13 protein-coding genes are annotated in these 10,563 nt (G+C 62.6%); 10 read left to right on the forward strand and 3 right to left on the reverse strand.

Annotated elements, in window-relative coordinates; translation table 11 throughout:
* Nucleotides 1-16: 16 nt before the first annotated feature.
* Entirely contained in the window at nt 17-766 is a 750-nt protein-coding gene (locus D769_RS13115) for an AAA family ATPase (protein ID WP_008645782.1), read from the reverse strand.
* Between the two features lie 280 nt (nt 767-1,046).
* Between D769_RS13115 and D769_RS13120 the strand changes: the two genes are divergently transcribed.
* The 6 genes from D769_RS13120 to D769_RS13145 all read left to right on the forward strand — a co-directional run bounded on the left by D769_RS13120 (nt 1,047) and on the right by D769_RS13145 (nt 5,263).
* A complete protein-coding gene (locus D769_RS13120) occupies nt 1,047-1,325 on the forward strand; it encodes a hypothetical protein (RefSeq protein WP_008645783.1) in 279 nt (92 codons plus the stop codon).
* Nucleotides 1,326-1,334: 9 nt separating this feature from the next.
* Nucleotides 1,335-1,859 carry a hypothetical protein gene (locus tag D769_RS13125; protein ID WP_008645785.1) on the forward strand — a complete coding sequence of 175 codons (525 nt, stop codon included), beginning with the start codon at nt 1,335-1,337 and terminating at the stop codon, nt 1,857-1,859.
* A gap of 109 nt (nt 1,860-1,968) precedes the next feature.
* A complete protein-coding gene (locus D769_RS13130) occupies nt 1,969-2,910 on the forward strand; it encodes a patatin-like phospholipase family protein (RefSeq protein ID WP_008645787.1) in 942 nt (313 codons plus the stop codon).
* Nucleotides 2,911-2,983: 73 nt separating this feature from the next.
* A complete protein-coding gene (locus D769_RS13135) occupies nt 2,984-3,520 on the forward strand; it encodes a hypothetical protein (protein ID WP_008645789.1) in 537 nt (178 codons plus the stop codon).
* A 139-nt stretch (nt 3,521-3,659) separates the two neighbouring features.
* Complete coding sequence (locus tag D769_RS13140; protein ID WP_035883788.1) at nt 3,660-3,965, forward strand: helix-turn-helix transcriptional regulator; 306 nt, start codon at nt 3,660-3,662, stop codon at nt 3,963-3,965.
* The gene (locus tag D769_RS13145; RefSeq protein ID WP_008645793.1) at nt 3,962-5,263 is read left to right on the forward strand and encodes a type II toxin-antitoxin system HipA family toxin; all 1,302 of its coding nucleotides are present in this window, start codon (nt 3,962-3,964) and stop codon (nt 5,261-5,263) included. Before D769_RS13140 ends, D769_RS13145 begins: the two co-directional genes overlap by 4 nt.
* A 51-nt stretch (nt 5,264-5,314) precedes the next feature.
* On the opposite strand, the gene D769_RS13150 is transcribed toward D769_RS13145, so the two are convergent.
* Nucleotides 5,315-6,079: a glucose 1-dehydrogenase gene (locus D769_RS13150; RefSeq protein WP_008645794.1), complete on the reverse strand. Its 765-nt coding sequence runs from the start codon at nt 6,077-6,079 to the stop codon at nt 5,315-5,317.
* 145 nt (nt 6,080-6,224) lie between these two features.
* On the opposite strand from D769_RS13150, the gene D769_RS13155 reads away from it, so the two are divergent.
* Nucleotides 6,225-6,827, forward strand: a complete 603-nt coding sequence (locus D769_RS13155; RefSeq protein ID WP_008645795.1) for a TetR/AcrR family transcriptional regulator — start codon at nt 6,225-6,227, stop codon at nt 6,825-6,827.
* 41 nt (nt 6,828-6,868) lie between these two features.
* On the forward strand, nt 6,869-8,176 hold the full coding sequence (locus tag D769_RS13160) for an MFS transporter (RefSeq protein WP_008645796.1): 1,308 nt from the start codon (nt 6,869-6,871) through the stop codon (nt 8,174-8,176).
* 28 nt (nt 8,177-8,204) lie between these two features.
* On the opposite strand, the gene D769_RS13165 is transcribed toward D769_RS13160, so the two are convergent.
* Complete coding sequence (locus D769_RS13165) at nt 8,205-9,071, reverse strand: LysR family transcriptional regulator (protein ID WP_017513109.1); 867 nt, start codon at nt 9,069-9,071, stop codon at nt 8,205-8,207.
* Nucleotides 9,072-9,191: 120 nt separating this feature from the next.
* On the opposite strand from D769_RS13165, the gene D769_RS13170 reads away from it, so the two are divergent.
* Nucleotides 9,192-9,614: a VOC family protein gene (locus D769_RS13170; protein WP_008645798.1), complete on the forward strand. Its 423-nt coding sequence runs from the start codon at nt 9,192-9,194 to the stop codon at nt 9,612-9,614.
* 43 nt (nt 9,615-9,657) lie between these two features.
* Nucleotides 9,658-10,353 carry a fumarylacetoacetate hydrolase family protein gene (locus tag D769_RS13175; RefSeq protein WP_008645799.1) on the forward strand — a complete coding sequence of 232 codons (696 nt, stop codon included), beginning with the start codon at nt 9,658-9,660 and terminating at the stop codon, nt 10,351-10,353.
* Nucleotides 10,354-10,563 lie beyond the last annotated feature (210 nt).

Raw genomic sequence — 10,563 nt, forward strand, 5'->3', positions numbered from 1 at the left:
GCCAAGGCCTTGCCCTTCAGTCTTCCATCAACACCCGGAGCATCCGCTCCGGGTCGACCAGAAAGTCACGCGTGATCTGGTAGTGCTCCGTGTCCTGATAGGCGATTGGCTCGATGCCGCGCGCCGAGCACTGGTAGATGCATGCATCGGGATAAGCCATCAGGATGGGCGAGTGCGTGGCGATCACGAACTGCGATCCTTCCCGCACCAAGTCGTGCAGCCGCGAAATCACCGCCAACTGCCTTGCCGGCGATAGCGCAGCCTCCGGCTCGTCGAGGATATAGAGCCCCTTCCCCTGGAAGCGCTCGGTCAGCAGCGTCAGGAAAGCCTCCCCATGTGACTGCTCATGCAATGAGTGGCCACCATACGAGTTGATCACCGGCGCGCCTAGCCCGGGTTCCGCATCAAGCCGTTCAATCTCCGTTGCAACGTTGTAGAAGCTCTCCGCGCGCAGGAAATAGCCCGTGCGCGGCCGGCGGACGCCTCTCGCGATGCGCAGGTACTCGTGAAGATCGGAATGCGACGCGCGCGTCGCGAAACTGAAGTTGCGACTGCCGCCTTCGGCATTGAAGCCGAGCGCCACCGCAATCCCTTCCAGCAGCGTCGACTTTCCGGAACCGTTTTCTCCAACAAGGAACGTCACGCCAGGGTGCAAATCGAGCGTCTCCAACTCGCGCACGGCTGGCAACGAGAACGGATAGCGATCGAAGCCCGGAACCTTGTCCCGAAGCAAGGTTACGCGGCTGACGTATTGGCTGGACAGCATGTGCTTGGCGAGGAAGTCATTCAGACGACCGCAATGTTTGCACATCTTGCTCCGCCCCCTTATCTGCTGGCCAACTAAAAGGCTGCCGGAAACCTTTCTCGGCCGTTAATTGCAAATTTGAATTTTTACATTTTCGCGCGAGATAGCACTAATTTCGGCGCAATTCGAGACTGTTTTGCGGATGGTTGGTAGCCTTTTCGATCACGTCAGCCCAGTTGACATGGCACGTATGGTTGTCAATTGACAACCTATCACTATCAGCCTATCGTAGGAGCCGTGAATGGATCGAAACCAACATCCGAAGAAGGAAGTGGAAGCCGCACTCCGGTATGCGGAAAGCGAATTCTGGCGATGCGAGCCAGGTGGAAGCCACGCATGGGGCAAGCTCTATTGCCCATACAACTGCGCGGACTGCCGCTGCGGGGAATTCTGCATCGTTTGCATCTGGAGCACGCCGCGCAACCCGGCAAACCATGCGCGCCACCTGCGCCGCGTGGTTGACCACTGCGCGATTCATCAGCATCACAAAGCCAAGTCGCCCCCTGGTGTCACGCATTGAGAAGACAACATGGAATACACCTTCACGCTGAAATACCAGCTATCGCCACGGGATATCGATCTGGATGAGCTGGTTGAACGCCTGGGCGCAGACGGATGCGATGATGCGCTCACGGGTATCGGCCTGCCGGGCCGCCTTGCCTTGCTGTTCACGCGCGAAGCGCCCTGCGCACGCGATGCCATTCTGAGCGCCCTTGCCGACGTTCGGCGAATCGCACCGTCCGCGCAACTGATCGAAGCCACGCCTGATTTCGTCGGCCTCACCGACGTGGCGGAGACCGTTGGCATGACGCGCCAGAACATGCGTAAGTTGATGATTTCGCATTCAGCCTCGTTCCCGGTGCCCGTACATGATGGCGCCGCGTCCGTCTGGCATCTGGCCGACGTGCTGGCATGGCTGGCCGAACGGGGTAGCTATGACCTCGATCCAACGCTCGTCGAGGTCGCAAACACGACCATGCAAGTCAACCTAGCCAGGAGCGTCCGTCGACTAAGGCCCGATTTCCGGCAGGAATTGACCGAACTAGTCGCATAATTGCCGGTGCCATCCCTTCCCTTTGGGACTGGCCGGAAGTGGCCTATGCTGTCCTCACGACCATCACGCGACAACATTGACGGGCGCCCTGCCCTTCATACCGATATCCATGGAAAAGACTGCATTCGTATTCGCCGGCGGTGGCAGCCTGGGCGCCATCGAGGTCGGCATGCTGCGGGAACTGGTGAAATGGGGTGTGGCACCGGACCTTGTCATCGGCGCATCTGCGGGCGCGATCAACGGAGCCTACTTTGCGTGCAACCCCCATGCCGAAGGTACCGCCCGGCTGGAATCGCTGTGGCGGAGCATCACCAGGGCGGAAGTCTTGCCATGGTCGTGGCGCAGCATGTTCGGGATGATCGCTGGCAACCGGGGACACCTCGTGGAATCCTTCGGCTTGCGGCGCCTGCTCAATCGCAACTTTGGCGCGGCCAGGCTTGAAGAGTCCGCCGTACCGCTTTATGTGGTCGCCACGGACATGCAGACAGGTGCCGAAGTCGTGCTCTCCGCGGGCAACATCGTCGATGCAGTGCTGGCCAGCGCCGCCATTCCCGGTGTCTTTCCACCGGTGGAAGTCGGTGGCCGAAAGCTGATAGATGGCGGCGTCGCCAACAATACCCCTGTATCCACCGCCATCCGGCTGGGCGCGACCCGCATCATCGTGCTGCCAGCCGGCTTTGCCTGCGCCGAACGCAGGCCGCCACGCGGGGCCGTCGAGCACGCCTTCAATGCCCTGTCGCTGCTAGTGGCGCGGCAGCTCGTGTATGACCTGGAACGCTGGTCGGAGCGGGCCCAGATCGCGGTGGTGCCACCGCTTTGCCCGCTAGATATCTCGCCTTATGACTACACTCGCTGCGGCGAACTGATCGAGCGTGCGGCCGAGGCAACGGTGGCCTGGCTGCGTGCCGACGGCCTGTCCAGCCGACGCGTGCCGGGCGCGCTGGAGCCCCATACGCACGACGAAGCGTCGCCAAGCTGCAGCACGGACCTGCTTGGCCCCGCCAGTGGGCACGCTCATGCCAAGCAGCATGGGCACAGCCATCCACACTAATATCTCAAGCGCACGCAGCAGCTGGCCGTAAAATCGTGGCTGACCAATCAAATTCAGAAGCCACAGCTACTCGATGAAGACGTTTGCCTTGTTCTGCGCCGCCCTGCTAACCAGCGCGGTAACCCACGCTGAAACCCTCAATACTGCCGCGCCGCTCGGCGTCGAACTGGGAAAAACGACGTGCGCGCGTATGCCGTCGGGCCCCAATCGCACCAAGACCGGCACCTCGCCCTGGGCTGGCGGCGACACCATCGAAATCCGGAATCTGGAACGATTCAAGCTGCCAGGCCTGACCAAGGCGACGGTCAACTGCGACCAGCATGACACGGTGGCGCTCGTCACCTTGAACTTTGACCGGTCGGCAATGGACGATGTCGTCCGGCAACTCGATGCGCGGTATGAGTCCAAACGCAAGACCGATGCCAATGCCGAGAATGGCTATGCGGAATGGGCGGCGGCAAACGGCGGCATCGAAATGCTCTACGCCCGCGATGGCAAGGCGCTCGTCGTGGCCTACTGGGCCAAGGGCGCGAAGGCCAAGTACTTCTCGTACAGCTCGACACGCGATAAGCAGCCGCCTGCGGCCACCACCCCACAAGGTCAACTCTGATCTTGCTCAGAATCTTGGGTGCAACGATCTATTAATGATCATTTTGACCGAAATGATCATTAAGCTACTCATCTCACCTTGAAGAACGCGCGACAACTTGCTACTCTTTCTATGCATTTACGCATAAATGAGTAGCATAATGAGTACAGCCTTACAGAGCGAACTAGAATCAGCCCGTCGTGCCGCCGGCGTCAGCCAACAGGAACTCGCGTCACGGGCAGGCCTGTCGCGGATGACCGTTCAGCGCACGGAAAGCCATGAGATCGATCCCAGGCTATCCACCGTCGTCGAAATGGCACGCGCCCTGGGCATGGACGTCATGCTTGTGCCAACGGTACTACGGCCAGATCTCGAGAATTTCGTCCGCGCCGGTGGCAAGTATCTCGCCCAACCTCCGGGCGGCGATGCCCCGCCGTCGGTCGTCGACACCCTGATCGCGAAATGACCACGTCGATCCGCTATCTGCGCCTGTTTCTCTACACGGCTACCGGGCGCCGTGGCGTCGGCTACCTGTCCCAGTATGGCGACATCCTCCGGATCTCTTTCGACCGTGATTACATCGAGGACGAGAATCGCCCCACGTTGTCGCTCGGATACGTCGGCGAGACAGAGGCGGCTACGCGGGCGATCCTCACGGCGCTACGGGACGTCCGAGTGGTCCGCACGGATGGTCACTGGCCGGTGTTCTTCCAGAACCTCCTGCCCGAGGGCCACAATCGCGAGCGCCTGGCCAGCGAGCGCGGTTGCAGCACGGAAGACGAGTTCGAACTGCTGGCGGCGGCCGGTCGCGACTTGCCGGGCGCCGTGGAAGTCGAACCCGTTCCGCCTGCCGAAGGCGTGCCCCAGATCGTGCGCAACTGGCACACCGCCCTAGGGCTCGATGTGCTGGAACCCGGCTTCGTCGAAGACCCGGTGGAAGACGCCGCGGCCATCCCCGGCGTGGTCACAAAATTCTCGGCCATCCAGCAGGGACGGCGTTACGTGGTCAAGCGCCACGGCGAAGCTGGTGACTTCATCCTCAAACTGCCATCGACGCGCCATCCCGATCTGGTGGAGAACGAATTCACGGGTTACCAGCTATGCCGGGCCCTGGGGCTCGATTGCGCAGAGGCAACAGTCATCTCGCGCGAAGAAGCCGAGCTACCTGAACAGGTGCCCTTCCAGCGCATTCTGGCCGTCAAGCGCTTCGATCGCGCCCCTGGCGGGCATCGTGTGCACATGGAGGAGTTCGCGCAGATTCTCGGGTACGCACCCCGGAACAAGTACGGTCGCGCGCTCGCGCTCGACTACGGCAATATGCTTCGCGTTCTCGATCGACTGTCGGCGCGACCCGCACCCGACGTACAGGAGTTCATCAAGCGTTTCGTTGCATTCCTGCTGATGGGCAACACCGATGCTCATCTGAAAAATTGGGCAGTCCGCTATCCCGACGGCCGGGCGCCTATTCTCTCGCCACTCTACGACCCTGTATGCGTGACGGCGTTTTTCGACGACGTTCCCGTGACGGACTACGGCATCAATCGCGCGATCGACAAGACCCTGCGCACCTACACGTTCGACGACCTCGACGCCATGGTGCGCTCCGCCGGCCTGCTCAGGCGCGCGCGTCTTCTGTCGATCGCGAGGGAGACCGTGCGTCAGGCTCAAGCCGATTGGCCACGCATTCTGGAGGATGCGCCCGAAGGTGTCCGCCGAGCCGTGTCGGAGCGCCTCGCCGGTGGTGTGGCACTGACCCGAGCCTGACGCCCAATGCGCTAAATGCGTCAAACGCCGAAACAGTGCCCCGTACCTGGATCAGGCCGTAGCGCCGCCGTCGAGCCCGATCGTCTGCCCGGAGATATAGCGTCCCGCGGGCGATGCCAGCAGCACGGCCAACCCCGCCACGTCGTGCGCCTCGGCAATGCGCCGCATCGGGATGGAAGCAGACAACGCCTTCTCGCGGTCGGGGTTGCCCCATAGCGCATCACGCGAAAAATCGGTGCGGACCGGACCCGGATTGATGCTGTTCACATTGATGTTGTGCGGTCCGAGCGTATGAGCGAGGCTGCGCATCGCCAGATCGACGGCCCCCTTCGAGATGCTGTACAGCGGCAACAGCGCGGATCCCCGACGTGCCGCGATGCTCGACATGAAGATGATCGAGCCATCGTTGCGGGAAATCATCTGCGGCGCCAGTGCGTTGACGAGCACGAGATTGCCGCGCACGTTGCCCGCCATCACCGCGTCGAAGTCCTCAGGCCCCTGCTCCAGGATTGAACCGGCTACGCCACTGCCCGCGGCATTCAGGACTAATGCGTCCACGCGGCCGAACGTCTCCAGCACCCGGTCGGCAAAGGCCCGCACGCTGGCGGTATCGGCGATGTCGCAGGCGAGGCCAGTGGCGTCGATGCCCTCCGACTTCAGTTCGGCGGCAACTTTTTCGCTGACCGCCGCGTCGCGCCCAGACACCACCACCCGGGCCCCGGATGCGCCGAGTGCTCGCGCCATTTCCAGACCCATCCCCTTGGTAGACCCCGTGACGACCGCGACGCGGCCGGACATATCGAAGAGCTTGTACATGAGTGGAACTCCCGTCACTGATCAGGTTAGGTAGATGTCGATCTCGCAATTTGGATGACGTCCAACATCTATTGAATAAAGTATGTTCATCATCTAAACTCGCGTCAAGCAAGGATTCACGATCGGGAATGAAGGAGATCGTTATATGGCGCGCGCATCACGAGCGGTTGCAGAGCAGCACAAGGCAGCCATTGAAGCGGCATCGGCCCGGCTGTTCCGGGAACATGGGTTGCATGGTGTGTCGGTCGCGCAGGTCATGGCCGATGCCGGGCTCACCCATGGCGGGTTCTACGGCCACTTCCCTTCCCGGGACGCGCTGGTCGCCCGGGCCTGCGCCTTGGCGTTCGAGGAGTCGGCGACACGCTGGCGGCAACGCATCGATCAGGCGCAAGGTGACCGGAAAGCGGCACGCCGGAATCTGGTCGTGCAATACCTGAGCACAACCCATCGGGATGCAGCAGGCCGGGGATGCGCCGCCTCGGCGCTCGCCGGCGACGTGGCACGCGAGGCCAGCGACAAGCCTGTACACGATGCGTATCTGCACGGCCTCAAGTCACTGATCGACATCTGGCAGTCCACCGCGCCGGATGCCGACGATGCCGCCAGCGACTCGGCACTGGTCGATCTCGCCACACTGGTCGGCGCCATCACCATCGCGCGTGCAACGCGCGGCGACGCCCTTTCCGACGACATCCTCGCCGCAGCCCGAGACCGCCTGCTGGCCAGCCACGAACCCACAGACGCCTGACCGCAGGCCGCACCCATTCTCATTGCCCCCAGGGGAGACCCATGTTTGCACAAGCCCTATCGAACCGGCTCGACCGGCGTGGCATCCACTATGCGTGGATCGTCGCAGCCATCACGTTCAGCGTGATGCTCACCACTGCCGCCGCGCTCGGCCTGCCCGGCGCCTTTCTCAAGCCGCTGACCAGCGAGATGGGCTGGAGCACGGATCAGGTCTCGTCGATCCTCGCGGCGCGGTTTGCGCTGTTTGGTTTGATGGCGCCGTTCTCGGCGCTGCTGATGGATCGCTTCGGCGTCCGCAACGTGGTCTGCGTGGCGCTGGCGTTGATTGCCGGGGCCATGGCGCTGGCCACGGTATCGACGCAGCTTTGGCAGTTGTTCATCGCGTGGGGGCTGATGCTCGGTATCGGGTCGGGCATGACGGCGATGGTGCTTGCCGCGCTCGTCGCCAACCGCTGGTTCACGGCGCGGCGCGGGCTGGTGATCGGCATGTTGACCGCCAGCTCCGCAACCGGCCAGCTTGCATTCCTGCCGGCGGCTGCCTGGCTGATCGAACACATGGGCTGGCGCTTTGCCGTGCTGCCGGTGCTGTTTGCCTGCGGCACGCTGGCGCTCCTCGTGTTCGCCTTCATGCGCAATCGCCCCGCCGACGTCGGCCTGGTGCCGTTCGGGGAATTGCCCGGCACGGCGCCCGCCGCCACGGCACCGGCCATGCCGCTGACATGGCGCGGGCCGTTCGTGGTGTTGCGCGACGCGGCGCGCACACAAACGTTCTGGATCCTGGCTGGCACCTTCTTTATCTGCGGGCTATCGACCAATGGCCTGATCCAGACGCACTTCATCGCGCTATGCGCGGATTTCGGGATGTCGCCGGTACCTGCCGCATCGGCACTGGCCATGATGGGCGCGTTCGACTTCGTCGGGACGATCCTCTCGGGCTGGCTGTCGGACCGCTATGACAACCGCAAGCTGCTGTTCTGGTACTACGTGCTGCGTGGGTTGTCGCTGTTCTGGCTGCCGCACTCGGAGTTCACGCTCTACGGTCTGTCGGTGTTCGCGATGTTCTATGGACTCGACTGGGTGGCCACGGTGCCGCCGACGATCAAGCTGGCTGGCACCACATTCGGGAGAGAACGTGCTGCGATGGTATTCGGCTGGATCTTCGCCGCGCATCAGATCGGCGCGGCAACGGCGGCATTCGGTGCGGGACTGTCGCGCACGGCCTGGCTGACCTACTCGCCGGCGCTTTACGTGGCCGGTGCCGCATGTATCGTCGCCGGACTGCTCGCATTGATGGTACGGCGCCCGGCCCCTCGGGCAGATGGCGTCACGCCGCAAGCGGCTGGCGCCTGAAGGCGCCTGAGCGCGCCGGAAGGCAACACTAGCGTTCGTGGCAGGCCGCCACGAACGCATCGATCAGCGCTGCCGCGCTGGCACGCTTCAACGCCGATTGCCGGACCAGCACGCCGATCTCCCGATACATCGGCATACCCGGCATCGGCACCTGCTCGACATTCGGGGTCTGCGCCAGCGGCACAAGCTCGCAAGGAATGATCGCGCAACCGAGCCCCTCGCCAACCATCTGCAGGATGACTGCAGGCTCGTCCAACTCCATGCCCTCGCGTACCCAAAGGCGGTGCCGTTTGAGATAGCGGTCCACGAGTTGCCCGCCGGTCGAGTGGCGGTTGTATCGGATAAACGGGACTGTCGACAGCAGCGTCTTCAGGTCGGCCGGCGCCCCCTTCGGCGCCACCGCCACGAAGCGCTCCTTCACCAGCGGCACCCACTTCAGTTCGGGTGGAATGCCGAGCCGCGGCTTGACCAGCACCGCAATATCCAGCTCTCGGGCATCGACCTGCGTCAGCAACTGCGTCGACATGCCCGGCACGATATTGACGTGGGTGTCAGGAAACGCGACGCGAAAACGTTGCATGGCACGCGGCAACAGACTGGCCTGAACAGTCGATACCGCCCCCAAATCCAGCGGCGCCGTATCGCGCTGCAGTCGCGCGCCCTTCATCGACTCGTAGAGCGCAACGATGCGCGAGGCGTCCGCCAGCATCTGCCGGCCCTCCTCGCTCAGGGTCACCGATTTGCCCGATCGATCAAACAACGTGCAGCCGAGGTCTTCTTCCAACCGGCGGATCTGGGTGCTGACGGCCGACTGCGTCAGCCCGAGCCGCGCGCCGGCGGACGAGAACGAACCGGTTTCGGCGGCAACGAGAAAGGTCTTGAAATAGCGGAGCAAGGCGGGATTCAAGCATCGAAATTTTCGATGCTCAGTCAAAAAATGATTCGTTTCATATTACGAGTTCTGCTGATTACAATCAACGACGCCTTCACGCATCCATGGAGATAACGCCCCACCATGAACGCCATTCCCTTGTTCCACCTTGCCTTTCCCGTGCACGACCTTGCGGCTGCTCGCCACTTCTATGGTGAACTGCTTGGCTGCCCGGAAGGCCGCAGTTCCGACGCCTGGATCGATTTCAACTTCTACGGCCATCAGGTGGTGGCGCACCTGTCCCCCGACGAGTGCGGCCACCGCGCTACCAGCGCCGTGGATGGCGATGACGTGCCCGTACGCCACTTCGGGGCGATCCTGCCGATGACCGAATGGGAAGCCCTGGCCGACAAGCTACGCGCCGCCGGCACCCGGTTCGTGATCGAGCCGCACGTGCGCTTCAAGGGTCAGGTTGGCGAACAGGCCACGATGTTTTTCCTGGACCCGTCGGGCAACGCGCTGGAGTTCAAGGCGTTCGGCGACATGAGCCAGGTATTCGCGAAGTAACACCCCCACACGATTCACCCATCCCAAGACAATCCAGCGAGACATGACCGAATTCGTCATCCAGCCTGCCCCGCAGGCCAGCGTAGCCGTGGCGGGTAGCCAGGCCCGTTTCCCTATCCGCCGCGTGTTCTGCGTGGGGCGCAACTACGCCGCCCACGCACGCGAAATGGGCAAGGACCCCGATCGCGAACCGCCGTTCTTCTTCACCAAGCCAGCCGATGCCGTCGTGGCTGCTGAAGGCACGGTGCCGTATCCGCCGTTGACGGAGAACCTCCACCACGAGATCGAGCTTGTTGTCGCGATCGGCAAGGGCGGCACGAACGTCAGCCCGGCGCAGGCACTCGACCTGGTGTGGGGCTACGCCGTGGGCGTGGACATGACGCGCCGTGATCTGCAGGACGTCGCCAAGAAGATGAGCCGCCCGTGGGACTGGTCGAAGGCCTTCGATGCGTCAGGCCCGTGCGGTCCGCTGCATCCCGCATCCAGCATCGGCCATCCGTCCAAGGGCGCGATCTGGCTCAAGGTCAATGGCGAAACGCGCCAGGAAGGCGACCTGACCGAACTGATCTGGCCTGTTGCCGATGTGATTGCCTATATCTCGGAAGCCGTTGCACTGGAACCGGGTGACCTGATCTTCACCGGCACGCCGGCAGGCGTCGGCGCCCTGAACCCCGGCGACGTCGTCAGCGGCGGTGTCGAGGGTATCGGTGAAATCACTTTCACCATCGGCAAGCGCTAGAACATCACATTCGCGTAGTGCCAGACGGCGTTGCTCATTTCTCGTGAGCAACGCCGTTTTTCCTTTTTATTCATGCAATTACGAACACTCTAGAGCGGCTGCTCGAGTTCGAGCATAGCAATTTCTCCAAATTCTCCTTGCTTATCTATCTAGTAGTAGATAATATTTGGCTCATGGACGACGCGATGCAGCAAAGCAGTCCGCAGCACC

It is taken from the genome of Cupriavidus sp. HMR-1, from assembly GCF_000319775.1.
Taxonomy (GTDB): Bacteria; Pseudomonadota; Gammaproteobacteria; order Burkholderiales; family Burkholderiaceae; genus Cupriavidus; species Cupriavidus metallidurans.

What these genes read in the sequence shown, in the direction of transcription:
- D769_RS13115 (WP_008645782.1), bottom strand. Translation starts at nt 766, where the DNA reads ATGCTGTCCAGCCAATACGTCAGCCGCGTAACCTTGCTTCGGGACAAG.
- D769_RS13120 (WP_008645783.1), top strand. Translation starts at nt 1,047, where the DNA reads ATGGATCGAAACCAACATCCGAAGAAGGAAGTGGAAGCCGCACTCCGG.
- D769_RS13125 (WP_008645785.1), top strand. Translation starts at nt 1,335, where the DNA reads ATGGAATACACCTTCACGCTGAAATACCAGCTATCGCCACGGGATATC.
- D769_RS13130 (WP_008645787.1), top strand. Translation starts at nt 1,969, where the DNA reads ATGGAAAAGACTGCATTCGTATTCGCCGGCGGTGGCAGCCTGGGCGCC.
- D769_RS13135 (WP_008645789.1), top strand. Translation starts at nt 2,984, where the DNA reads ATGAAGACGTTTGCCTTGTTCTGCGCCGCCCTGCTAACCAGCGCGGTA.
- D769_RS13140 (WP_035883788.1), top strand. Translation starts at nt 3,660, where the DNA reads ATGAGTACAGCCTTACAGAGCGAACTAGAATCAGCCCGTCGTGCCGCC.
- D769_RS13145 (WP_008645793.1), top strand. Translation starts at nt 3,962, where the DNA reads ATGACCACGTCGATCCGCTATCTGCGCCTGTTTCTCTACACGGCTACC.
- D769_RS13150 (WP_008645794.1), bottom strand. Translation starts at nt 6,079, where the DNA reads ATGTACAAGCTCTTCGATATGTCCGGCCGCGTCGCGGTCGTCACGGGG.
- D769_RS13155 (WP_008645795.1), top strand. Translation starts at nt 6,225, where the DNA reads ATGGCGCGCGCATCACGAGCGGTTGCAGAGCAGCACAAGGCAGCCATT.
- D769_RS13160 (WP_008645796.1), top strand. Translation starts at nt 6,869, where the DNA reads ATGTTTGCACAAGCCCTATCGAACCGGCTCGACCGGCGTGGCATCCAC.
- D769_RS13170 (WP_008645798.1), top strand. Translation starts at nt 9,192, where the DNA reads ATGAACGCCATTCCCTTGTTCCACCTTGCCTTTCCCGTGCACGACCTT.
- D769_RS13175 (WP_008645799.1), top strand. Translation starts at nt 9,658, where the DNA reads ATGACCGAATTCGTCATCCAGCCTGCCCCGCAGGCCAGCGTAGCCGTG.